At 36.7% G+C, this 24,561-nt stretch carries 29 protein-coding genes and 1 pseudogene; 7 read left to right on the plus strand and 23 right to left on the minus strand.

The genetic code is table 11. From position 1 onward, the window contains the following. Nucleotides 1–89: 89 nt before the first annotated feature. The 16 genes and pseudogenes from egtD to ACHABW_RS17160 all read right to left on the minus strand — a co-directional run bounded on the left by egtD (nt 90) and on the right by ACHABW_RS17160 (nt 12,633). A complete protein-coding gene (gene egtD / locus ACHABW_RS17085; RefSeq protein WP_435756941.1) occupies nt 90–1,058 on the minus strand; it encodes an L-histidine N(alpha)-methyltransferase in 969 nt (322 codons plus the stop codon). A gap of 1 nt (nt 1,059) precedes the next feature. Then, nucleotides 1,060–2,295 (minus strand): ergothioneine biosynthesis protein EgtB, encoded by a 1,236-nt coding sequence (egtB, locus tag ACHABW_RS17090; RefSeq protein ID WP_435756943.1) that lies wholly within the window; start codon nt 2,293–2,295, stop codon nt 1,060–1,062. A gap of 352 nt (nt 2,296–2,647) precedes the next feature. Next, on the minus strand, nt 2,648–3,760 hold the full coding sequence (locus tag ACHABW_RS17095; protein WP_435757005.1) for an MBL fold metallo-hydrolase: 1,113 nt from the start codon (nt 3,758–3,760) through the stop codon (nt 2,648–2,650). A gap of 108 nt (nt 3,761–3,868) precedes the next feature. Then, the gene (locus tag ACHABW_RS17100; RefSeq protein ID WP_435756945.1) at nt 3,869–4,420 is read right to left on the minus strand and encodes a sulfurtransferase TusA family protein; all 552 of its coding nucleotides are present in this window, start codon (nt 4,418–4,420) and stop codon (nt 3,869–3,871) included. A gap of 53 nt (nt 4,421–4,473) precedes the next feature. Then, entirely contained in the window at nt 4,474–4,758 is a 285-nt protein-coding gene (locus ACHABW_RS17105; protein ID WP_435756947.1) for a rhodanese-like domain-containing protein, read from the minus strand. A gap of 23 nt (nt 4,759–4,781) precedes the next feature. After that, on the minus strand, nt 4,782–5,144 hold the full coding sequence (locus ACHABW_RS17110; RefSeq protein ID WP_435756949.1) for a rhodanese-like domain-containing protein: 363 nt from the start codon (nt 5,142–5,144) through the stop codon (nt 4,782–4,784). A gap of 30 nt (nt 5,145–5,174) precedes the next feature. Beyond that, nucleotides 5,175–5,654, minus strand: a complete 480-nt coding sequence (locus ACHABW_RS17115; RefSeq protein WP_435756951.1) for a DsrE/DsrF/DrsH-like family protein — start codon at nt 5,652–5,654, stop codon at nt 5,175–5,177. Nucleotides 5,655–5,775: 121 nt separating this feature from the next. After that, complete coding sequence (locus tag ACHABW_RS17120) at nt 5,776–6,003, minus strand: sulfurtransferase TusA family protein (protein WP_435756953.1); 228 nt, start codon at nt 6,001–6,003, stop codon at nt 5,776–5,778. 101 nt (nt 6,004–6,104) lie between these two features. Further along, entirely contained in the window at nt 6,105–6,710 is a 606-nt protein-coding gene (locus tag ACHABW_RS17125; protein ID WP_435756955.1) for a polysaccharide deacetylase family protein, read from the minus strand. 62 nt (nt 6,711–6,772) lie between these two features. Then, nucleotides 6,773–7,033, minus strand: coding sequence for a metal-sensitive transcriptional regulator (locus ACHABW_RS17130; RefSeq protein WP_435757007.1), 261 nt, complete (start codon nt 7,031–7,033; stop codon nt 6,773–6,775). 338 nt (nt 7,034–7,371) lie between these two features. Further along, a complete protein-coding gene (locus ACHABW_RS17135) occupies nt 7,372–7,953 on the minus strand; it encodes a class I SAM-dependent methyltransferase (protein WP_435756957.1) in 582 nt (193 codons plus the stop codon). 28 nt (nt 7,954–7,981) lie between these two features. Continuing rightward, nucleotides 7,982–8,539 carry a carbonic anhydrase gene (locus tag ACHABW_RS17140; protein WP_435756959.1) on the minus strand — a complete coding sequence of 186 codons (558 nt, stop codon included), beginning with the start codon at nt 8,537–8,539 and terminating at the stop codon, nt 7,982–7,984. A gap of 11 nt (nt 8,540–8,550) precedes the next feature. Continuing rightward, on the minus strand, nt 8,551–10,212 hold the full coding sequence (locus ACHABW_RS17145; RefSeq protein ID WP_435756961.1) for a SulP family inorganic anion transporter: 1,662 nt from the start codon (nt 10,210–10,212) through the stop codon (nt 8,551–8,553). 233 nt (nt 10,213–10,445) lie between these two features. Then, a pseudogene (locus ACHABW_RS17150) lies at nt 10,446–10,834 on the minus strand (DsrE/DsrF/DrsH-like family protein). A 19-nt stretch (nt 10,835–10,853) separates the two neighbouring features. Further along, nucleotides 10,854–11,423, minus strand: a complete 570-nt coding sequence (locus ACHABW_RS17155) for a sulfurtransferase TusA family protein (RefSeq protein WP_435756963.1) — start codon at nt 11,421–11,423, stop codon at nt 10,854–10,856. A 76-nt stretch (nt 11,424–11,499) separates the two neighbouring features. Beyond that, nucleotides 11,500–12,633: an MBL fold metallo-hydrolase gene (locus ACHABW_RS17160; RefSeq protein ID WP_435756965.1), complete on the minus strand. Its 1,134-nt coding sequence runs from the start codon at nt 12,631–12,633 to the stop codon at nt 11,500–11,502. Nucleotides 12,634–12,968: 335 nt separating this feature from the next. Between ACHABW_RS17160 and ACHABW_RS17165 the strand changes: the two genes are divergently transcribed. From ACHABW_RS17165 to ACHABW_RS17185, 5 genes are all read left to right on the plus strand, one after another. Further along, nucleotides 12,969–13,712, plus strand: a complete 744-nt coding sequence (locus tag ACHABW_RS17165) for a cytochrome c biogenesis CcdA family protein (RefSeq protein ID WP_435756967.1) — start codon at nt 12,969–12,971, stop codon at nt 13,710–13,712. A gap of 433 nt (nt 13,713–14,145) precedes the next feature. Next, nucleotides 14,146–14,775 carry a peroxiredoxin family protein gene (locus ACHABW_RS17170; protein ID WP_435756969.1) on the plus strand — a complete coding sequence of 210 codons (630 nt, stop codon included), beginning with the start codon at nt 14,146–14,148 and terminating at the stop codon, nt 14,773–14,775. Between the two features lie 76 nt (nt 14,776–14,851). Continuing rightward, complete coding sequence (locus tag ACHABW_RS17175; protein ID WP_435756971.1) at nt 14,852–15,532, plus strand: response regulator transcription factor; 681 nt, start codon at nt 14,852–14,854, stop codon at nt 15,530–15,532. Continuing rightward, nucleotides 15,522–16,610 (plus strand): sensor histidine kinase, encoded by a 1,089-nt coding sequence (locus tag ACHABW_RS17180; RefSeq protein ID WP_435756973.1) that lies wholly within the window; start codon nt 15,522–15,524, stop codon nt 16,608–16,610. The genes ACHABW_RS17175 and ACHABW_RS17180 overlap by 11 nt, the downstream gene beginning before the upstream one ends. Nucleotides 16,611–16,717: 107 nt before the next feature. After that, nucleotides 16,718–17,101 (plus strand): DUF302 domain-containing protein, encoded by a 384-nt coding sequence (locus tag ACHABW_RS17185; RefSeq protein ID WP_435756975.1) that lies wholly within the window; start codon nt 16,718–16,720, stop codon nt 17,099–17,101. A 114-nt stretch (nt 17,102–17,215) separates the two neighbouring features. Here ACHABW_RS17185 and resA read toward each other — a convergent pair whose 3' ends face one another. From resA to ACHABW_RS17220, 7 genes are all read right to left on the minus strand, one after another. Further along, the gene (gene resA, locus ACHABW_RS17190) at nt 17,216–17,743 is read right to left on the minus strand and encodes a thiol-disulfide oxidoreductase ResA (protein WP_435756977.1); all 528 of its coding nucleotides are present in this window, start codon (nt 17,741–17,743) and stop codon (nt 17,216–17,218) included. A 189-nt stretch (nt 17,744–17,932) separates the two neighbouring features. Next, nucleotides 17,933–18,523, minus strand: coding sequence for a redoxin domain-containing protein (locus ACHABW_RS17195; protein WP_435756979.1), 591 nt, complete (start codon nt 18,521–18,523; stop codon nt 17,933–17,935). A gap of 17 nt (nt 18,524–18,540) precedes the next feature. After that, nucleotides 18,541–19,299 carry a cytochrome c biogenesis CcdA family protein gene (locus tag ACHABW_RS17200; protein WP_435756981.1) on the minus strand — a complete coding sequence of 253 codons (759 nt, stop codon included), beginning with the start codon at nt 19,297–19,299 and terminating at the stop codon, nt 18,541–18,543. Further along, a complete protein-coding gene (locus ACHABW_RS17205; protein ID WP_435756983.1) occupies nt 19,286–19,942 on the minus strand; it encodes a hypothetical protein in 657 nt (218 codons plus the stop codon). The genes ACHABW_RS17200 and ACHABW_RS17205 overlap by 14 nt, the downstream gene beginning before the upstream one ends. Before the next feature lie 627 nt (nt 19,943–20,569). Further along, a complete protein-coding gene (locus ACHABW_RS17210) occupies nt 20,570–21,238 on the minus strand; it encodes a response regulator transcription factor (protein WP_435756985.1) in 669 nt (222 codons plus the stop codon). Next, nucleotides 21,231–22,613, minus strand: coding sequence for a sensor histidine kinase (locus ACHABW_RS17215; protein WP_435756987.1), 1,383 nt, complete (start codon nt 22,611–22,613; stop codon nt 21,231–21,233). Before ACHABW_RS17215 ends, ACHABW_RS17210 begins: the two co-directional genes overlap by 8 nt. Nucleotides 22,614–22,659: 46 nt before the next feature. Further along, entirely contained in the window at nt 22,660–22,884 is a 225-nt protein-coding gene (locus tag ACHABW_RS17220; protein WP_435756989.1) for an SHOCT domain-containing protein, read from the minus strand. A 460-nt stretch (nt 22,885–23,344) separates the two neighbouring features. On the opposite strand from ACHABW_RS17220, the gene ACHABW_RS17225 reads away from it, so the two are divergent. Next, nucleotides 23,345–23,944: a DUF1541 domain-containing protein gene (locus ACHABW_RS17225; protein ID WP_435756991.1), complete on the plus strand. Its 600-nt coding sequence runs from the start codon at nt 23,345–23,347 to the stop codon at nt 23,942–23,944. A 251-nt stretch (nt 23,945–24,195) separates the two neighbouring features. Beyond that, a complete protein-coding gene (locus tag ACHABW_RS17230) occupies nt 24,196–24,537 on the plus strand; it encodes an ASCH domain-containing protein (protein ID WP_435756993.1) in 342 nt (113 codons plus the stop codon). The last annotated feature ends 24 nt before the right edge of the window (nt 24,538–24,561 follow it).

A 24,561-nucleotide genomic window follows, 5' to 3' on the forward strand; every position in this document is an offset into this window, starting at 1 on the left:
TTAAAACCTAGTGAGGCATCCCTTTTTTATATGAAAATGAAAATTTATAAAATTTCTTCATTTTTTAGAAGTCTGTCATGCAGTTACTCTTATACATTTAACGGTTCAACATAGGTAACGGCAAAATGGTTTTTTTGGTCTGTCCACACTTTACGTAGTCTTAATCCTATCTGATGAAGTGTCTTTTCGAATTCATCAACGCTGAATTTATAAGAGTTTTCGGTATGAATTCGTTCCCCTTTTTGGAAATGAAATGACTCCCCGCAAATTTCAACTGTTTGAATTCTTTCACTAACAAGGTACATTTCAATCCGTTGGTCCTCTTCGTTATAACAAGCTAGATGACTAAAGTTGTTCAATTGAAAATTAGCGTCCAACTCTTTGTTGATTCGTTGCAAAACATTTTTATTAAATCTAGCTGTAATGCCGTTTGAATCATTATAAGTCGCTTCTAAAATACGCTTAGGTTTCTTTAAATCTATTCCAATTAAAAGACCATCCTCAAGTCTTAATTCCTGTGCTAATTGATTTAAAAAAAGTTCTCGAGGCTCAGCTTCAAAGTTTCCAAGTGTTGAACCTAAGAACGAAATGACTTTCTTATTTTGAGAAATACCAGATAAGAACGATAAGGACTCTGTATAATCGGCCCGAATCCCTTGAACGCTAAGCAGGGGATTGTCGTTCTTAATTTTATCCGCAGTTTCTTGGAGTGCTGATAACGAAATATCTACAGGAATGTACTCACTAACGTTTTCTAATCCAGAAAGAATGAGGCTGATTTTTTCTTCATTTCCACACCCTAATTCCACCAGTGTGGAGCTACTCCCTATAAATGTGGCAATATCATTCTGATGGGTTATAAGAATTTCCTTTTCAGCTCGTGTCAAATAATACTCAGGTAACTCCGTAATTTGATTAAATAATCGACTGCCTTCTGCATCATAAAATAGCTTCGGAGGTAAACTCTTTTGGTCTTTTTTCAACCCACTCATTACATCCTCTTCTAAAGATGCCAGGGATGGTTTAAGATCTCTAATCGGACTCATCGTTTGCTTCATGTTATTTTCCATCCTTTGCAAGACGTAATCCTGAAAACTGCCATCGTTTATCCGGATGGAAGAAGTTGCGGTAGGTTAAGCGTACATGGTTGCGCGGTGTGGCACAAGATCCACCCCGTAACACCATCTGATTACTCATGAATTTTGCATTATATTCTCCTAAGGCACCTTCTGGCCTTGCGCTCTCGGGATAGGCTACGTAAGGACTTTTTGTCCATTCCCACACAGAACCGAATACTGTTTTTTCTGGATCTGACGCTTCGTCTAAAATGAAATTCTCTAAGAAACTCCCCTCTATTTTCTCCTCTTTAAAAGCATGTTCCCATTCTTGTTCCGTCGGAAGCCGAAATCCTGCCCATCTTGCATACGCATCCGCTTCATAAAAACTTATGTGTGTAACAGGCTCATATTGATTAACTTCTTTTAAGCCAAATAACGTATAGGTATACCATGACCCCTCATGTTTTTCCCAATAGAGAGGTGCTTCCAGCTGTTCTTTTCCGACCGTTGCCCATCCGTCTGACAGCCAATATTCCGGACTGGAATAACCTCCAACTTCTATGAACTTCATGAATTCTCCATTTGTTACTGGTCTGTCCGCGATTGAAAATGGATAAAGATAATGCTTATGTGCAGGTTCCTCATTATCAAACTTGAAACGCTCCTCATTTGAACCGACTGTTGCAAGTCCTTCCTCAAAAGAGCTCCAATTTATCGGCGCAACTGTTTGTTTGGATTCTCCCAGGCTACTAGCTTCCTTGTATGCTGGTTGTATAGGGTTCTCTGAAAAGTTATATTTCATATCAGTGATTAAAAGTTCCTGGTGTTGTTGTTCATGATTAATACCAAGTTCTATTAATTTGTAAAATTCATCATCTAAATCTTCCCCCTCTGATAAAAGGGCAATAATTTCTTTATCTACGGCATGCCGGTATTCCATAACCTCTTTCACCGTTGGCCGGGATACCAGTCCTCGTTTTGACTTGGGGAATGGCTTACTTAACGTCTCATAATAAGAGTTAAATAGTTTCCGTGCATCTTCTAAGTAATACTGATAACCCTGCTTATAATGCATTAAAATAAAGTCTTCAAAAAACCATGTTGTATGTGCTAAATGCCACTTAGGAGGACTTACGTCAGCATTTGCTTGAATTCCGTAATCTTCAATTTCTAAGGGCTCTACTATTTTTAAAGTTAAATCCCGAGTGTATACATATTGTTCCAGTATTGATTTCATCGTTAATGTACTAATTCCAATCGCCTCCTTTTTCTATTATCTATCCTAAAATTCCTATCCTTAAACTATAATGACCGTAAGTTAGCTTACATTATTTAATATTAATTTAAGATATATAAGAAAAACGGCATAGCCGTCTTTTATTAAAAACAGCGTTAGCTTCCGCCGCCCCGAGTAGCACCTACGAACTGCGTGTAGGTGCTACTCGAAAAGAAGGGTGATTTTCCCTTGATACGCGCGGTGTGAAGGTAGCTGCTAATTTTATTAATTCTGGTGTATCTCTTGAAAAAGAAACCAAAAAAGCCCAAATAGGCTTTTTTTGGTCTTATTATGAATTTCATAGAGCTGACAATTACCTTACTGCACAACGATTTGGTCCAATTTCCATTTCCCGTTGCTTTTCATCTTCCGGATTAGTTTTCCCCATATTTGTCTCGCGTATTTCCTGGTAAGCGTTTGGTTGTGGTGGCAGGTTTTCTGTTACCATTTTTCTAAACGTCTCTTCATCTTCTATATTTAACCCATGATTTTTTTCAAATAAAGTTCCTAGTTTTTCAGAAACGCTGCCATCATCATTTAATTCATCAATGATCATAAAGTGAGCCGGTAGAACAATTAATTCAGCGGAAAGCTCTTTATAACGTGTGTAAAGCGATTCCCTTAAATCGCCTACCCAGTCTTCCGCCATCCCTGCTAAGTCAGGTCTACCAATCGAATCGATGAAAAGAATATCACCAGTTAATAGATACTGCTCATCTATCACAAATGAAGTAGAACCATTTGTGTGCCCTGGTGAGTATAAGGCATGAATGTTAATAGTAGAGTTTCCAATTACTACATCATTCCCACCTTCTATGGCTGCATAATCAAAAACTACTTCTTCCGCATCCTTTGGAGGTAACCAGTATGTTCCACCCGTAGCTTCCGTAATTGTTCTTCCCCCGGAAATGTGGTCGGCGTGTAAATGTGTATCAAATATATGTGTAATCGTTGCGCCAATCCCTTTCGCAAAATCCACATAGATGTCAGCCATACGTGTCGCGTCAATGATAGCCGCTTCTCCATTTGAAACAACCATATAAGAAAGACACCCTTTGCCAAGACGGACAAATTGATATAACTCTCCGCCATCCTTTAGATCGCCTATTTTTACTGGCTCTAAATGTTCACTCCACGTCTTCATTCCTCCTTCGAGATATGACACGGCCAATCCTTCGTCCGCCAACATTTCCGCTATCATCATCGAGGATCCTTCTTTGGCACAGACGACTAAAATCTCTTTGTCTGTTGGGATCTTATCCATGATTTCTTCAACTCCATCAAGTAATTCAAAGTACGGAATATTAAAGTAATCTATACTTTCACCCTCGATTTTCCAATCTGCAAAATCACTTTCATTACGAACATCTAGAATAAACAGATCTTGTTTTTCAATGACTTTTCTAGCTACTTCTTTGGCATTCATTGCTTTAAAAGACACTTATATACCCCCTATAGTATTTTTTTAGTTAAATTTTTTTAATCATGAATAGCTAGGCAAAGAGGCATTAAGCAGCCTCAATGACTAAACTTCTTACTTCCATTCACTCATACCTGGCACGACATTTATGACGTTTTTAAATCCTGCATCCGTTAACTTTCGTGCTGCTAAATCACTTCGATTGCCGGTACGGCATACTACATAGACTTCAGACTCTTTATTTAGTTCATCTAAACGGCTCTCAAGTTCCCCTAATGGAATGGATGTTGAACCTTGAATATGATTAAAAGCATATTCGGCTGATTCACGAACATCCAAAACCAATAAATCCCCTTTACTACCTAGCTTCGCTTGAAGCTGTTCATTACTAGCTACATGAGGATGTTTCTTTTCCTCTTTTTCTTCTTCTGTTGCTTTGCGAAGATAATGTTTTAACACTTCGCCATCCTCCAAGGTACCTAGATACTGATGCCCTGTACTCTGTGCCCATGCTTTCATATCAGCGGTAGAGCCTTTATCCGTTGCCTGAATTTCGACTACTTTTCCTGGCTCTAGGTCCTTCATTGCTTTTTTTGTACGAACGATTGGCATTGGACACGCTAATCCTTTTGCATCTACTAATTCATCAAATTTAATCGCTTCCATTTTATGTTTCCTCCTTATTTTATACCCTCATTGGTATTAGTTTATCAAAAAAACTATGCTGAATTTCCCTTCCATTCCAACATGCCACCAGTCATATTCGTGACGTTGAAACCATGACCCTCAAGAAATTTAGTAGCCATTGCACTTCTAGCACCAGATCTGCAAACCATAATATATTCTTGTGATTTATCTAGTTCATGCATTTTAAATTCTAGTAAAGCGAGAGGGATATTAATACTTTCTGGAATTTTTCCGCCTGCAACTTCTTCTACCTCTCTCACATCAATAATGTTTGGATTCACTAACTTTTCTACTTTTTCAGGCTTTATTTCTTTCATGATTTTTCCCTTCCTCTTCTTGTTTAGTTCCAGGCACTCATGCCGCCTTTGACATTCGTTAACTGTGTAAATCCCCTCTTTTTAAGCATTTTGGCCGCTTTATTACTGCGCATTCCACTTTGACAGATGAGAATAACTTCTCTCTCCTTCGAAAACTGATTAGCCTTTTGAGATAGCTCATGAAGCGGAATGTTCTTAAAGTTTTTAATGTGATTCCCAGTAAACTCACCCGAAGTCCGAACATCTATAAACTGAATATCTTTGCTTTTTAACTTTCCCTTTAACTCTTTTGCACTTATTTCAGTAATCCCCTTAGCTGGCATCACCCGACTAAGAAAAAACCAAATGACAATTCCGGTGAACAGAGCATAGATAATAACTTCCAAAAGTATTACCCCCTTGGGTAAAATATTATATTAGATAAATAAGTTCACATTTCCTTGTTCAGCGTCTCCCAGATAAGCAGCGACGCCAGCATATTCTAGTCCATCGATTAATTCTTCCTTTTGAAGGCCTAACAAATCCATCGTCATTGTACATGCAACTAGTTTCACATCTTGTTCCTTAGCCATATCAATCAAATCCGGTAACGGCATTGCGTTGTGCTTTTTCATCACATGTTTAATCATTTTCGGACCCATTCCAGCGTAATTCATCTTAGATAGCCCCATTTTATTTGCACCTCGTGGCATCATTTTGCCAAACATTTTCTCTAGAATTCCCTTTTTTACTGGTACTTGTTGATCCTTTCTAAAAGCATTTAAACCCCAAAAAGTTGAGAATATTGTTACCTCATGATCATAGGCTGCCGCTCCATTTGCAATAATAAATGCAGCCATCGCTTTATCATAATCACCACTAAATAAAATAATAGTCGTTTTTTTCTGTTCTGACATTTTAGACACTCCTTTTAATTTTCTTTGATATCATTGATTGTGGTTTTAAAACTACAATCGAATAAATCACATTATTTTACCTATACATGTAGGGGTATTATTATATTCAAAAAAATATACACTATCCTTTTTTAATCCAAAACTTTAACACGCCATCTTCCTCTTTGTCTGCCAGTAATTCGTGACCACCAGATCTTGACCATGCAGCTAAATCATTTTTTGCGCCTTGATCCGTCGCATGTATTTCTAAAATTTGACCCTGTTCTAACTCCGCAATTGCTTTCTTTGTTTTAACGATAGGCATCGGACAAGCCAAGCCTTTAGCATCTAATACTTTTGATACGTCCATTTAAATTCCTCCTATTATATTACCCATTGGGGTATGTTTTCATATAAAAAAATAGTTGTTTTATACCTATAGGGGTATATTACATTGTATTCTACATTCTGTCAACCTCGAAATGTAGAAAAGGTAAAACCTTTTGTCTTTAAAGTCTTGATTAATCCCGGCAGTGCATAAAGTGTTTGCTCAAGTTCATGAAGAAGAACAATCGATCCATCTACAACAGAATCGTTTACGTTTTGAATAATTTTTTCAGGATCGTCTTTTAATGTCCAATCTAACAAAGCGACGTTCCAGAGGATCGTTTCCATACCAAGGTTACTCGCAATATCCAACGTATCACTATTATACTGACCGAATGGTGGTCGAAAATACTGTACAGGTTGTTTTGTGACTTGCTCGATTATTTTTTTACTAGTGACCAGCTGTTTCTTCTGTGCTTCATAAGTTAATTTTGTTAAATCAGGATGAGAGTGTGAATGAGATCCTATCCGGTGACCTTCTGCTAATACTCGTTTCCAAGGTCTGTGATGATGCAGTAGTCGCGACTGCCAAAAGAAATGTGCAACCACACCTTCCGCGGCTAAAACATCTAAAATATCTTCTAAATATTTACTCGGTCCATCATCGAACGTTAAATAGACGACTTTTTCTTTTTTATTGCTCCGATTATTTGCTTTCGTAATGACACGTTCATCATTGAAGTTGTACACAACCTCTGTTGTAATAATTCATGGAGATTTTCTCATTTAACCCTCTCCTTGACAAAAATTTATTATCTGCTTTTGACTAACAGATTGACCGCTTCTTGAATAAGAGGTTCCGTATCTTCCCCTTTATCAATTTGATCTCTAATACAAGCCTCTAAATTCGAGCTTACAACTAATCCAATAGCCCGGTCTAATGCATTTCTAGCAGCTGACATTTGCACAACAAGATCTTTACAATCCTTGTTCTCTTCCATCATTCTCGAAATCGCTTTGACCTGACCCTCCACTCGACTAATTCTATTTTTCATTTGGGTAGTGTATTCCATCATAATTCCTCCTCGTTCAATAAATGAGTAATTCGTTGATCATTTTTTAGGTCCTATTTTAGATAATACCATTTATGTCGACATGCTTTAAATTATTTGATCAGTTTAATCATAGATTGTTGCAATCAATGAATTTATTTTATACCCATTGGGGTATATTTGTCAAGTTGTCATAAATACTTCGAGATTTCTTATTCATACTTTCTACTCTTTATACACGCGGGGGTATATCTCATGTAAAAAAATATAATCTGATCTTCAAGTAACTCATGAATATATGTGGCGGGCTGCAGTTTCTATTAAACTCCAAACCTCTCTTCCTTCAAACATCTTTATGACTACTGCTTTCTAAGTGTAGCAGATAAACCGTAGATAGAATCTTTTTCTAATGTCCTCTCCACTTCAAAGCCACGCTCTTTTACTATTTCGATCATTTCATCAGAACCAATTCTTTCATGTAGCGGAGGTCCCATCTCAGATTCTACTGCTTCCCACTCTATTATAAAAAGCTGTCCACCTGGACGTAGGATTCTTTTAATTTCATGTAAAGCCTTTTGAAGATTAGGAACTTCATGCAACACTAGCGAACTAATCGCTTTGTCGATCGAATGACTCTCTAACTTTATCTCTTCTAAGTCGCTTACAACATAGTGAATATTTGTAATGTTGCTATTCATCTGTTCTGATCGTTCCTTTAACAAACTAAGCATATCTGGTTCAATGTCTACTGCATACACTTTTGATTTTGTTTTTTCAGCCAGCGGAATTGTAAAAAAGCCATTTCCCGCACCTAAGTCTGCAACAGTATCCCCTTCACGTAAGCCAAGGGAGTCAATTACTTTATCCGGTTGAAGTAATTCAAACCTTTTTGGATCAATGAGTTTATCTGCTTTTTTTGGATTAAAACGTTCTCCTGCCATGATACTTACCTCCAACTACTCTAATTTTTTACAAAGGATAAATTCTTTCCAATTCTCCGGTTTCTACATGAAACAAATAGCCGATCACTTTAACGTGCTGTCCGTATTTTTTATAAATCGGATGTTGTTGGATGTTTTCTACTTGTCTTAATACATTCATATTCGTTAAATCATCCATCGAAAACTTGTTTGTTATCCGTTTATCCGGTAAACCTTTTCTTATCTTTGAAATCCATCCCTGTAACTCTTCTTCCTCATTGTCTAACAAAGCAGCTTTCACTCCTCCGCAATCTGTATGTCCTTTAATGATAATCTGTTTCACTTTCAGATGTTTTAAAGCATAATAAAGGCTGGCGGAAAAACTCTCATCGTCATTTGCTACCTGGTTTGCGATATTTCGATGAACAAACATTTGACCTAACGGCATCTGCGTAATCACAGAAGGACTTACACGTGAATCACTACAAGACAAAACGAAAAATTCTGGTGTCTGTCCTTTTTTCAATTGCTCAAAAAAGAGAGGATCTTGTTCTTTCGTTTTGTGGATAAAAGCCTCATTCTTTTTTCTTAAATCTAAGTCTTTCACAGATCTATCTCCTATTTTCCAATGGCTTTTATAGCTTGATCAATCGATAAATGGTTCAATTTCTCACCATATTTTATGTCCCATCGAGCCTTCTCCAAAAGATCCAATACAGGACCTTTAACACCAGCAAAAAGAAACTCCATATCTCCTTTTTGGCATTGCTCCATTAACTCTTCTAATTGTTGAACAGCAACCGCATCGATTGAATTCACTCCTGAGAAATCTAATATTATCCACCTGGTTTGAGGTTTTTCCCCTACTCGCACACATAATTTATCCTCTAAAAAGGTCATATTGGCAAAATAGAGAGAAGCATCGATACGAAAGATCATCACTTCCGGATCAATAGTGGCCTCTGGGTACCTTATAATGTTTCGATATACATTCTCTTTCTTTAAATATCCTAATTCTGCTACATGTGGATAGGCACTTCTTCCAATAAAAATAAGTAAAGAAAATGCTATCCCGACTAAAATTCCTTGGCTTATTCCTAATACAAGCGTCGCTAGAAAAGTGATCACCCAAGTCCATCCGTCTATCTTTCGTATTGCAAATAATTTTTTCACATCTTTTATATTGATTAATTTAAAAACTGCAACCATAATAACTGCTGCAAGTACCGCATTTGGCAGATAATAAAAGAAACCCGTGAAAAATAATAATGTTAATAAAATTAAGATAGCTGTAAAAATAGAAGCTAATGGAGTTCTAGCTCCTGCTTGGTAGTTAACTGCTGACCTTGAAAATCCACCGGTCACTGGATACGCTGAAAAGAACGAACCTGCTATATTTGCCATGCCAATACCAACCAGCTCTTGATTAGGCACTATTTTATATTTCTCTTTTGCGGCAATGGCCTTTGAGACAGAAATAGCTTCCATAAATGCAATAAAGGATATCGTTAGTGCGATCGGTAAAAGATTCATCATAGCATCATCCGAAACTGTCGGTAGAGAAAATGAAGGAAGACCCTTTGGAACTTCTCCCACAATATTAACGCCAACCTTCTCTAACTGAAAAAGATAAACAACGAAGATGCTCAATCCTACTATAACTAGTGGTCCAGGCACTTTCGGAAATCGTTTCAAACCAATTAACAGAGCGATACCGAGTAGTCCAATAACTAAAGTAAATATATTAACCTCACTAATTTTAGTCATCGATTCATAGACGATAAAAAAAACATTCTGGTTCGTATCTAAATTAACACCGAGTAAATGCTTTAGCTGACTAAGTCCAATGATAATCGCTGCCGCAGAGGTGAATCCGCTAATAACTGCATTGGATAAGAAATTCACTAGGAAACCAAGTTTAAATACCCCCATTATCAGTAAAATACTTCCTACCATTAACATTAATAACAGAACGTAAGAAAAATACTGCTCTGACCCAGGGGCAGCCAACACAGATACTCCGGCAAAAACCAATAATGAATCCATTGCAACCGGGCCTACCGCTAATTGTCTTGACGAACCCAATAAAGCGTAGACTAGTAAAGGAATGGTCGAAGCATACAATCCAATAACTGGTGGGAGTCCTGCCAACATTGCGTACGCCATCCCTTGAGGAATAAGCATGATCGCAACAATCAGTCCTGCTAGCATATCTCCCCTTAAATCCTTCCTTTTATAATTGGGTATCCATTCTAACGCTGGAATAAATTTTTTAAACACATCAGTCCGTCCTTTCATTTTTATTTATACCAATACCGGTATACCTATATTAACTCCAGCGTTTTAAATTGTCAAATTCCATATTAAAATTATGTATTAGGGCCTATTACAGCGCCCTAACAAATGAGGGATCTCGGATAAATAAATTTACTTTAACAATGAAATAATATTTAAGTACCAAATAAAACTTGATGGATTTTTTATAGTTAATGATTGAACGCACTGCCTAATTTCTAAAATGTAAGGGTAACGTCTGCATCTTTTGCATAAGTTAAAATGTTACTGCCCCACCAACATCTATTCCTTCGATGAATTGCTCTTTTTCTAGACCCATAACATCCATTGTCATTTGACAAGCAATCATCTTCACATCCATTTCTGCTGCCATTCCAACCAGCTCATCTACTGGAGGTACATTGGCCTTTTTAAATCCTTCTTGAAAATGTTCCGTTCCAGCTGGCATAGGAAGACTTTTATGCGCTTCTTTATGAATTAAATTCAAACCTTCAAATGTAAAAAATATGCCTACCTCTGCATCTGTTGCTGCAGCTGCTGTTGCAATATTAAACACTTTGTACGCATCAAACATTCCACCATTTGCGGCGATAATAGCAACTTTCACTCTTTCCATCTCCTCATAATTAGTTTTTATTTTTGGGTCCTGTCCATTCTTTCATACCTGGCACCACGTTTTTAACATTTTCAAACCCTTTTTCTGCTAGCTTTTGGGCAGCCAAATCACTTCGACTACCGGTACGACACACAACATGAATATCGTCATTTTTATCTATCTCTTCAAATCGGTGCTCTAGCTCTCCTAATGGTAAATGAACAGCCCCTGGAATATGTCCAAAAGCATATTCAGCGCTTTCTCGAACATCCAAAATAGTGATCTTTTCATCACCTTCTATTTTTTTTGTTAAATCATCCAAGGAGACCACATGAGGATGATTATATTCTGTTTTTTCTTCATCGGAACTTGCTTTGCGTAAATAATGCTTTAATATTTCCCCATCTTCTACGGTTCCAAGATATTGATTTCCTGTACTTTCTGCCCAGGCTTTTAAATCAGCCGTTGATCCTTTATCAGTCGCTTGGATTTCCATGACCTGACCTGGTTCAAGTGAACTCATTTCTTTTTTTTTCTTTACAATAGGCATCGGACATGCAAGACCTTTTGCATCTAAAATACTGTTAACGGTCAGTTCCACATTCTTCACCCCCCTTACAAAAAAAATTAGACCTTGATATATTTAATCATTCATAAACCCCATCATGATTTAGCAATTACTCACTTACAGCACAACGATTAGGACCAATTTCCATCTCCGTTTGTTCTTCCTTTGAAGGTTCCACTTTCCCCATATTTGTCTGCCGAATTTCCTGATAAGAGTTTGGCTGAGGTGGTAAGTTTTCTGATACAACTTTACGGAATTCACTTTCGTCATCAATATTAAGACCATGATTTTCCTTAAAGAGGATAGCTAGCTTTTCCATCACACGCCCTTGCTCATCCAATTCATGATGCTTAGCAAAGTGAGCAGGAAGGACGTACAACTCCCCACTCAAGTTAGCATAGACTTGATAAAGAGATTTTCGGAGATCAGTGACCCAGTCTTCCGCTTTACCTGCTAGGTCCGGACGACCAATCGAATGAATAAAAAGAATGTCTCCTGTTAATAGATACTGATCATCGATAATCATCGACGTACTCCCAATCGTATGACCAGGAGTATATATCGATTGAATCATAACTTTAGAATTCCCAACTTTAATACCAGTACCTTCTTCTAATGCTTCAAAGTTAAAAGTGACACCTTCTGCATCCCTAGGAGGAAGCCAATAAGAAGCACCACTCGCTTCCTGCAGTTTACGGCCACCAGATATATGATCTGCGTGGAGGTGTGTATCAATCACGTGTTTTAATGTTAATTTATGCTCTTCTAAAAATTTCTCATATAAATTTGTTACTCGGCTGGAGTCTATAATGACCGCTTCACCATTTGAAGCAACGAGGTAAGACAAACATCCTTTACCTAATCGTACAAATTGATAAAGCTCTCCACCTTCTTTCAGGTCTCCAATCTTCACTGGTTCTAGATGTTCGCTCCAGGACTTCATTCCGCCAGTTAAATAGTAAACGTCATGCTCCATTACCTCGACAATTTGTTCCCCTACGAATTTAGAAGAACCTTCTTTCGCACATACAACAAGTAAGATTTTGTCTTTTGGTAGCTCTTCAAGGATATGTTCTACCCCATCGATCAGATCAAAGTAGGGTTTGTTAATAATGTGTACTCCCTCACCTTCTATTTTCCAATCATCAAATGACTCTGTATTCCTGACATCTAAAATAAATATTTCTTCTCCGTTAATGACCAATTTTCCTAATTCGTTTGCAGGCATTGGTTTAAGACTCATGTTTTTACCTCCTTTGGTAGAGTTCACACCTTCAATTATTAATTTCCAGTCACTTAGATTGACCACAGGTATTATTCCTCATGAAATTTTTCATTTTCTTTTCATCGATATATTACATTTTCATCAAACTTTCATATAACTTTTATAAACTGATAAACGAAAGTTAATTTAAAGATGCGTGATGGATGATGTTAGATCATGATTTGGAGAAGGAGTTATCCTATTAAATTCATTAAATGATAGTCTTTACTTTTTTTCTCGCCCTATCCGTTTAACTTGAAGGATGCAAAGCAGTCACACTATTAAATTATTTTAGAAAAGAAAAAGGTGATCCGATGGATGAAATTCTAACTATTACAGTTTGGGCAGCATTTGCTGCAGGTGTTATTTCTTTTATCTCTCCTTGTACGTTGCCTTTATTTCCTGCTTACTTGTCTTACATTACCGGTATAAGCGTAAAAGAACTTGAAACGAATAAACATCATAAAGTACGTAGACATCTAATGCTACACACCGTTTTCTTTATTGCAGGTGTTTCAACGATTTTTCTCGCATTAGGGGTCGGTGCAACCTATTTCGGTGGGTGGATACAAAGTTTGGTGATCGGTCAGTACGGTAACTTAACACAACGTTTTGCAGGTATTTTCATCATCTTTATGGGACTGTTTGTAGCTGGGGTCATAAACTTTAACTGGTTGATGCGAGAAAAAAGAATGAGATTTTCTCGCAAACCAGCCGGATTTCTCGGAACATTATTTGTAGGTATGGGGTTTGCAGCGGGATGGACTCCCTGTATAGGTCCAATTTTTGCTTCTATCCTAGTCTTGGCTGCTAATAATCCTTCTCAAGGTCTGATTTACACATTATTCTATATCATCGGCTTCGGGCTTCCTTTCTTCATTTTGACCTTTTTTATTAGTTCAACAAGATGGATTGTCAAATACAGCGGAATCATAATGAAAGTTGGCGGAGCAATTATGATTATAATGGGTGTTCTTTTATTTACTGGTAAACTAACCGATATTTCCGTCTTTATTTTAAGGTTAATTGAAGGAACAAGGTTCGAAAATCTTGGTTAAGAAAAACGCGTAGCGTCTTATTTAAAATAGAAGCAGTTGCTTTCTTAACTCAATTTTTAAGAGCTCGAAGTAGCGAAGGTGGCGACTCCTACGGAATTAGCAACGACTGAAGACCCCACAGGGCGAACTCTCCCGAGGAGGCTGAGGTCGTTGCCCGCGGAAAGCGTCGGCCTAGAGCCGATTCGAGTCTCTCTGTTCGACGATAATAAAAATCTCTAAAAAACCAAGAATTTTATAAATTCTTATCTTGTAAGAAAAACGCTTACCACCTTTTAATTACAGCGTCAGCTTCCATCGACCCATGCAGCACCTATTAATTGCGTTAGATGCTACTCGAAATGAAGGCTGGCTTTCTACTAAGGTGAGCGGCGAGAAGAAAGCAGAAAACTTATAATTTCCTACTCTTATAAAAAGCGAAAAAGGATGAATCTAAATGAAAAAATGGTCTCTTATCATTTTATTAGCAGGTATGATAGGTTGGACACTCTTTCAGAGTATTGAATGGAGTAGCTCCTCAGAACAAACTTCAGAACTGAAACCTAATAGTGTACAATCGAATGAAGGTGAAAATAATAATGCTACCTTAGAAACCACCAATGATGAAAACGAAGGAAATGAACAAATTATCCAAGAGAAGGATATTGGCCTCGATGAAGGTAATTTTGCTCCTGATTTTACGTTAGATAGTCTAGCCGGTGATGAAGTAAAACTATCAGATTTTCGAGGAGAAAAGGTGATGGTAAACTTTTGGGCAACGTGGTGCCCCCCCTGCCGCGCTGAGATGCCTGATATACAAGAAGTTTATGAAGAACATGATATAAAAATCTTAGCAGTTAACCTAACAGAAACCGAACCTGACATCGATAGTATAAAAAGTTTTAAAGACGATTTTGAACTTACATTTCCAATTCTTTTAGATGAAAAAATCGAGGTTGCAGATATATATGAAGTTCAGCCGATTCCAACCTCATACTTAATTGATTCACAAGGTCGGATACAAAGTATTGCTTTCGGACCACTAAATAAAGAAATGATCGTACAAAGGTTTGCAGAAATGGATTAAGAAAAAAACTAGCGTGATGGCAGCTGTCGTCTTATAAAGACTGAGACTGCAGTATAGGTTAGAAAAGGTGATTATTATGGAGCAACTTGTACTTGTCGTGGAAGACGATGAAATGATTAGAGACTTAATACGAATCTATCTACAAAAAAACAAATATAGGGTGATTACTGCTAGAGATGGGGAAGAAGCAAAAGAACTATTCCTTATGCACTCTCCTTGTCTTGTCATACTTGACCTGATGCTACCTAAATTAAGTGGAGAATCGGTTTGCAAATGGATTCGAGATATGGAGCGAAATGAGATATCCATCATTATGCTTACCGCAAAAACGAGCAGTGAACATAAAATTAAAGGACTAAAAATGGGCGCTGATGACTATATAACAAAACCGTTCAGTCCAAATGAACTCATGGCAAGAATTGAGGCTGTGTTAAGAAGAGGTGGCCAGTTTTGCCAAAAAATTAGCCACGGTGGTTTAGTGATCAAACCTCGAAAAGGCGAAGTACTGATGAACGGTAAAAAGGTTAAATTAACTAAATATGAATTTAATTTGCTTTATTACTTCATGGAGAATCCTAATATCGTATTATCTCGCGATCAACTCTTGCAGCAAATTCATCCTAATGCAGAAAGCGATATTCTTGATCGGACGATCGATGCTCATATTAAAAAGCTGAGGGAAAAGATTGAGGAAGAACCTTCGCAACCTAAAAGAGTTGTTACTGTGAGGGGAATGGGGTATCAATTTGTTTGCTAAACTGACTGATAAAAGAAAATCATCTCCAAGTATGCTTCATCGATTAACCATAATCAATGTTGGAACAGGTGCACTTCTCATTATTATTAGCAGTTACTCTATTTATTCGTCGGCTTGCTTCCTCGTTGAGCAATTCCCCACAGCATCGGAAGAAAAACAATTGATATTTAATGAACAATTAGCTTCCCTTTTGTGGTGGATTTCCTCCGTAATTATTATTACTGGTGCTTTTATTTATTATTTTTTCACAAAAAGAATGCTATCTCCTTTACATGAGTTAGTTAAATCGACCAATGATCTAAGTAAGGGGAATTATCCACCTATAATTAAGAAGACCTCTTTTCGTGAAATCGATCAATTAACGATGCACTTTAATGAACTTAATATACGTTTAAGAAAAAATGAAGAATCACGAAATATAATGCTCGCAGACATGGCTCATGAATTACGCACACCCTTATCGAATATTAACGGCTATCTTGAGGCAATGAGAGACGGAGTTATTCAAGGCGAACAGCCGCTATATGGGTCTTTGCATAAAGAATCAGAGCGCTTAATTAGCATGGTTAACCAGCTATCTGAAATGAGTAAATGGAATGAGATCTCCTCCCATTCCATTATTGACAAAGAAACGATGGACATCAAGGCTGTTCTAGATGAAAGTATTGCTTTGTTTCGATTAAAGTTACAACACAAACACATTCCTTTTCTTCTAGAAGTGACCTCTCAAAAGATATTATTAAATAAAGATGGTATACAGCAGGCTGTGACAAACCTTCTGCAAAATGCGATTGAATATTATGATGGAAACACTCCAATTGAACTTAAAGGGTTTATAAATAACGATATGTATGAAATACGTGTGACCAGTCCCGGGCACTCTATTCCAGATAAGGACAGAGAGTGGTTGTTTGAACGTTTTTACCGTGTTGATGCTTCACGTGACCGAAAAACCGGTGGCACGGGTCTTGGCCTGGCCATCGTCAAGGAAATTGTTGTCACCCAGCATAGCGGTAGTGTAAATGTTAACTCGGTTGGTAACATTCATACATTCACCCTAGCATTACCATTAAAATAAGTTATTCTTCAAGTTAACATTGCTTTCGTTTGCTAATATGGTTTATCCAGATACCTATATGGGTATAAATAGTTATATAACTAATTCCAACTTAAGGAGTGGTGAACATGTTTGATTACACAGTGGAGACTACGAACGGAATCGATGCTACAATCGAAAAATTACAAAAAAATTTAGAGGAAGAAAAATTCGGTATTTTATGGGATTTTGATGTTAAAAGTAAACTACAAGAGAAAGGCTTAGACCATGAACAACCGTTTAGAATTTTAGAAGTATGTAATCCGCATGAAGCAAAAATGATGTTAGATATGAATCAGATGGTTGGTTACTTTTTACCTTGTAAAATCGTTGTTTATAGTGATCAAGATAAAACGAAAATTGGAATGCCGAAACCCAGTTCATTGATAAAACTCGTAAATGATGACAGATTACACAAAACAGCATTAGAAATTGAAAATAGACTCATCTCAGCAATCGATAAAAGTGTTTAAAGTTAAATCGCAGAATGGTCTTTAAATTAGACAACTAACTTATTCCGCTCGTCTTAAGAATTCCATCTTTAGGCGAGCGGCTTTTAGGTGGCTGTTAATTGTTAATAGCCCCTATTAGTTGATCGGTATTAATTTATCCAGCGCTGCTATAACTTGCTCTTCTGTTTTAGCGCCAACTTCTGCCTCTAACACTTGTCCATCCTCATTAATAAGAAATACTGCTGGAAGAACTGAAACTCCATATGCATTACTCACAAGCATGTTTCGATCAATAAATAATGAATAACTAAGTCCTTTTCTTTCCTGATGACGTTCTACTTGTAATGTCGTCTCATCGACATTTATGTTTATAATCTCCACACCTTTTTCTTTGTAATCTTCGTGATATTTCTGCAAATATTCCATTTTTTGCACACAGTATGGACAGTAGGTTGCCCAAAAATTCAAATATACACCTTGACCTCGGAGCTCTGCTAACTCTAAACGATTCCCTTCCATGTCCTCTAACACGAAATTCGGTGCAGTATCCCCTTGACTTACAAGGCCTCTATCTTCAGAAAAATGAATATAAAACGTATAACCAATAGCTGCCAACATCACTCCTAAAATGATGGAACGTTTAAGCAGTCGTCGGTTTTTCATGTTTGTATCCCCCATTACATCAATAAATTTTGCTGAAATTTAGAGTTGTAGATTTTAAAAGATCATTAGCTTTGACATATATAGTTCCCCTAATTCAGTGACATGAAAAGATTCATGTCACCTCTGTTCTTTGCACTATCCAATCCTACCCACGAAGAGGAAGAAACTAATATACTAAACAACAAAAAATCATTCCATTTTTTCAAACTCTTGAAACATAAGATCATAATTCATCGCGCCTAATGCAATATATTGTATACGACCATTTGAATCAATCAAATAAGAAGTTGGATATGCCTGAACTTGGTAAGTAGATTCCAGCTCCGATTCCTCATCCATCAACACCGGAAAAGTCAGCCCGAATTCGTCTACAAACGTTGCGACATTTTCTTCACTTTTTTCTGATTCTGTCAAATTAACTGCTAAAATTTCTATGTTCGTTTTTCCATATAGTTTTTCCATGTCAGGCATCTCTGCTCTACACGGAGGACACCAAGTGGCCCAAAAATTAACAAAGACACGTTTCCCTCTGTAGTCCGATAACCGAACTTTTTCTCCCTTCAATGTAGTCAGTTCAAAATCAGGCGCTATTTCACCTTTGCCAAGCCCAACGCTATCAGACGCGACGACCTCTTCATCATCCGCAGATGGTGTTTCTGTGACAATGACGTTATCTTCTTGATTAGCGCCTTCACTAGTTGACATGACAAGATCAATAACAGCCCACCCCACCATTCCTACAACCAGTAAAGCAAGAATTATTTTATTTCGTTTACTCATTGATATAACCTCCATCTCTAACCTAATTTTGCCAACCACGTATCTTTTATTAAATCAAGTAAAAAAGCTGAAATACGGGGCATTTGACCTAAAAATAATACCAATCCCATAACAATCATAATGATTCCGCCCACTTTCATAATCACTTGACTACGACGAACGATCCATTTCGTTGATCCGAGGAAAAAAGTTAATATTAGAAATGGCAAAACAAAGCCGATAACATACATGACTGTATAAAACATACCTTGGGTGGGATTACTCGCTGCTAGAAGTAATATGGAACCAAAGATCGGTCCTATACACGGGGTCCAGCCTGCAGCAAATCCTAGTCCTACAAAGAAGGTTCCAGCATACCCAGGTGATCTTTTGGATATATGCAAACGTCTTTCCTTCATTAATGCAGTTATATTAATCCAACCTGCTATGAATAAACCCATAATAATTAAGAAAATACCCGCAATACGTTGAATAAATAATCCTGAGTCACCAAGTAATAAGGTTTGTATCCATTGCCCTAAAAAGGAAGCACTGGCGCCCAAGCTAATAAAAACGAGCGACACTCCCAACAAAAATACGATGGAATGGCTCAATAATTTCTTGCGAATTTCAGAGGTTTGTTTTCCTTGCAATTCTTTCACACTTACTCCTGTAATGTAGGATAAATATGCTGGGAAAATTGGTAGTACACAAGGAGATAGAAAAGATAGTGCTCCAGCTGCAATAGCTAACAGCATCCCTACTGTAAATACTGTATCTGTTTCAATTCCACTCATTTCGCACCTTCTTTCTTTGATTTATTATGATTATGGTAAAACCTATTACAAAAAACACTCCCACAAACCACGATTGCATAATATAACCAAATACCGTCACATACGGTTGGACAATGGTTAGTACGAACAATCCTAAAGACCATCCGATTAACACAACGGTTAGTAACATATTAATTGTCACCCCGTGGATGAATAAAAATAAAACGAGGAGAATTGCCAGTAAAATCATATATCCAAACGAATATGGATTGTTGTTCCAGACAAACTGTATAAACTCATACAAAAAGGATGCTACTAAAAATACATGGATAAAAGATGCCATAAACATAAGTGCATCGATCTTTCCCTTTTTTGACTTATAAAACAGAAATAATCCACTGAATAACACCGCTAGGTAAAATGAACTTGAATCACTTGGATAAGCTAATATTGCCATTGGGTCGTTCATAAATATGGAAAAATTTAAGATGAGTTTTCCAACCCAAATAAAGATAACGAAATTAATAAGTTGCGAAGTCAGTTCCTCTATCTGGCTTTTCTTCTGCTCCTTTTGTAAATCGCTCATCATATAAAAAGAAATAATGCCTGCAATGATAGTTATAATAATAAAGGAGATTGACATTAATTTACTGACCGCCGCCATTAGGACCCTCCTCCATATTTCTTTCTGAGAGGTTGTTTTCTAAAAATGACAAAGTTTACGAAAACACCTTCTAAAAAACTATACAATTACAATGTGAAAGTTCTATGAAAATACCGCTAATTAAATGTGACATTCTTATGTCCTGTTTCTATTTTTTGTTGCTTCACGTAAAAAAGGGATCAAAACTTTTCATAACAATGGTATTAACGGTTTCTTCCTATAAAAAATGCCTATCAAATTGTATACTCATTTGATAGGCATTTTTTGTGGTTATATAGCGGTTTATCCTTTATTGGTATATTTATTTGTAGTACAACTCGTCTATAATATTGCGTATATATACCACATTTCATAATTGATCCTTTCAAAAATGCAAAACTTCCATACTTATAAAAATCATTTCAAAAAATTCTTTTAAGATATTTGTTTTTGATGTACATGGCATTCATCCGATCTGAGGCTAATTTTTATGCATTAGCTTAGTATTTATTTTATTTCTTAAATCACTTCTGTATTTATCCTCCAGAGAAAGCTTTAATATCAACCTTCACTCGTTCTATTACTTGCTCGGATAGCACTTATCGCTTCATATGACCACCCATTTTAAAGACTATCATTTCACCTTTACTATTTAATCCATTTGTATCCGACTCCCCATACTGTCAGGAGATGGTCTTCCACAGGAAAACCTGCGTGACGTATTTTTTCCCTTATGTTTCTAACATGAGAGTCGACGGTTCTTCCTTCTGTTTCTGAATTTAATCCCCAAATTAACTCTATGAGTTGTTCACGGCTAAATACTAGGTTCGGATGTTTCATGACATGTCCTATTATTGAAAACTCTTTTGGTGTTAATCGAATCTCTTTATCATTGAATTTTAATTCATGTCGTACGCCATCCCAAATAAGCCCTTTAAAATCTACTTTATCCCCTAGTTTGAAACGTCTTAATAAAGCATCCATTCTTGCCAATAGCTCCGTTTCATCAAAGGGTTTCGTTATATAGTCATCCGCACCTAACCTTAGCCCTTTAACAATATCCGGCTTTTGGTCTCTTGCTGAAACCATAATAATAGGAATATCCGTGATTTCGCGTATTTCTTCACACGTCTCCCAGCCACTTTTGTCAGGCATCATGATATCAAGCAAAATCAAATCAAAATCTTTCTGCTCCACTTGCTTTAAAGCTTCTTCTCCCGATGCAACTGTTTTACATATGTACCCATGAGGAGACAAATACAACGATAGTAAATCTAACATTCTTTGCTCATCATCAACTACCAAAATCTCATCCATGGTCAAGCCCCTTTTTTAATTGAATAGTGATTTTTGTTCCCTTACCCACTGTACTTTGTACCTGCATTGTTCCTTGGTGCTCCTCAATAATTTCTTTGACAATAGATAGACCTAATCCTGTTCCGCCCAATTTTCTTGACCTAGATTTATCTACACGATAAAGACGATCAAAAATATACGGTAAATGATGGTTCGAAATCCCTTCACCCTCATCTTCAACATTCACTTCTATCCATTTTTCCCTTTCTTTTACTGATATCGTGATATTTGAAGAAGCGTGTGAGTGTTTAATCGCATTATCCAATAAATTAAGTAACACTTGTTGAAAGCGTTCCGGGTCTATCATTGCTGTAACTTCTTTTTGACAATCAATGTTTAATTGAATCCCTTTTTCCACTACTAAAAGTCTTGTTTTTTCAACAATATGCTCAATAGGATCACATAAATGAATCTTTTGTGTATTAATTGAAAATTGATTTTGATCTATTTTAGCTAACTCAAACAAATTACTCACAAGTTTAGATATATTGTCAGCTTCCTCTTTTAAAATTACTAAATAATTTTTTCGGTCCTCTTCTGATATACCATCTCGATTAGCAATTTCAGCATATCCTTTCACATATGTCAGAGGTGTTCTAAGTTCATGGGCAATACTAGCTAAAAAATCATTTCTTTCTTGCTTAAGCTTTTCCAAATCTTGAGCCAGTTTACGTATAGAAGACTCTAGTTGTCCAAGCTCATCATTTCCCTCATATCCTAAAGTAATCTCTAATTGTCCTTGAGACATTTTTTCAGTAGCTTCTTTCATTCGCACCAACGGCAAAGTAATAAACTGTGTAAGTATAAATATCATTAAGATCGTTAGTATGACCACTAGAATACCACTGAGTATAAACTGATAACTTAATTGGCTAATTCCATTTTTTATCATGTTTGATTCAGCAAACATGTAGACATAGCCTCGGAGATCTCCGTCTATTCGGATTGGACTTTCCGTTGCAATATAGGTGTCATTTCTCCATTGATCTGCAATGATTTCCCCATCATGTGGCAGTGTATCGGTATGGTCCATCATTTTTTCCATTTCTTGCTCAATTGAATTTGACTGTGCGATAGGAGTATTTTTTTCATCTGTTATTACTACCATTGTTTCTGTTTCCGATTCCATTAAAACGACATGGTTTAATGTAACCGGGTCATAATTTTTCTCCAAAACATCACGGTGACTATTACCTTGAGCCAATAACCCGCTAAGAACTTCATCAATTCGATCATTCGCTAAATTCATATATAAGAAGATAAATAATACCGATTCGATAAATAAGATAAACACAAAAAATAACATACCTATCTTTAATGACAATTTGTTAAACATTTCGATTCCTCTTCTCCAATAACACCAACAATCCGCCTTTTTCATCTCATTTATCTTTTAGCTTGCGCTTCATACGATCGTAATCTTCTTCATTCAATTCGCCTTTTACTAGTTGCTCATTTAGTATGTCTATTGGTTCCTTCTTCTGCTTTTTTGAACCACGAACGAGGTAACGTATGAGATATACTCCAATACTAAATAAGACAACCAAATTGATTATCATGAAAATCATCATCCAACTCCATCCACCATAACCATGGATCATATGCATAACCATCACTCTCCTTATTTCTTTCAATCCTCGACACACTGCTTTATACCTTTTATATATTATAAAAAATATATGCATTTTTTATGGAGTTTTACCTACTAGTAGATTGTTTTATACAAATAGAGCAGCTATTTTAATGATCCAAGTAAGTAAAAAACTATGGAGGTTTTATATGGCACACGAACAGTATCAAGAGCTTATTTTAACTTTACATGAATGGATGAAAGAATGTAATCACTATTATGATGCATGTCAACAAGAGGATGATATTAAAATGATGGCTGAATGAATTCATTTGGATGGAGAATGTGCTGATAAGAACAAGAAGTTACAATAAAACTCTTAATACTGATTTTGTTATAAGAAAGTAATTTAAATAAAATACCATAAACTCTGCATATATTCTGCACACTTATTGGGTAGTGTAATAAAGAATTCTAAAAATGAAAGGAGCATAAAAATGAGTATGAAAAACATATTGATAGGACTACTTACCCTTTTCTCCGTATTTGCTTTATCTGCGTGTGCTGGAGTTAATGAAGATGCCAACCCAGAAGAAGCAACAAATTCAGAAATAGAGGCTGGGACAGAGGAAAACACAGAAACAGAATCTGATCCACATGAAGATATGGACCATTCTGGTTCAGGAGAAGTACCTGAAGGATTAGAAGGGTCTGAAAATCCAACTTATGAAGAGGGAAGTCAAGCGACAATCGAAGCAGATCATATGGAAGGTATGGAAGGTGCTGAAGCAACGATTGCTGGTGCCTATGATACTACGGTCTATTCTGTCTCTTATACTCCAACAACTGGTGAACAAAGAGTAGAAAATCATAAATGGGTTATTCATGAGGAATTAGAAGATGCTGGACCGAAACCTTTAGAACCTGGTACAGAGGTAATTTTAGCTGCTGAACACATGGAAGGTATGAAAGGTGCAACTGCTGAAATTGATTCGGCTGAAGAAACGACTGTGTATATGGTGGATCTCACTCCTACAGATGGCGGAGAAGAAGTAACAAATCATAAATGGATAACAGAAAGTGAACTGTCAGAATAGCGGTACAATAAACCAATTCTGTTTTCGACTTATAACAAGAGGTTGCATTAATAAGCCTTAGTCTAAATCATCGATCACGATTTCAAGGTATGAGATCTAGTTTCACCTGGTAATTAATAGTCCTAGTAAAAACTCTAAAATAGCGAATCCTACATTCATCTCGTATTTTATAGTAATTATCACCTCGAAAATGTTCCAGTCTGACCTTTAATAGTATAAAATAGAGGAAAGAGAAAAGAGGGGAATAAATAGTGACTTACAACAATGAATTACCACCTAAAACCTGTGAGATCGATCGACTGGTTACAAAAAAAGAAGATGTTCAAAAGGTGCTTAAAGGGAAAAAGACCGCAACAAGAAGAAATGGCAGATATGCTGATCCTGGTGAAATCATGGTGCTGGAAGGAAAATCATTTAAAGTAGAACGTGTGTACAAGCAAACTTTAGGTGACGTTACAGACGAAATTGCTGTGCAAGAGGGATATGATAATTTGGAGGAGTATAAAGATTCGATCCTATCTTTCCATCCGGGTATGCCATGGAAAGCGGATATGCAAGTTTGGGTCCATGAGTTCTCACAAATACAAGAATAGTTATTCCAATTAGAAGAAGGGGAT

The sequence above is a fragment of the Salipaludibacillus sp. CF4.18 genome, assembly GCF_051262595.1.
GTDB classification, from domain to species: domain Bacteria; phylum Bacillota; class Bacilli; order Bacillales; family Salisediminibacteriaceae; genus Salipaludibacillus; species Salipaludibacillus neizhouensis.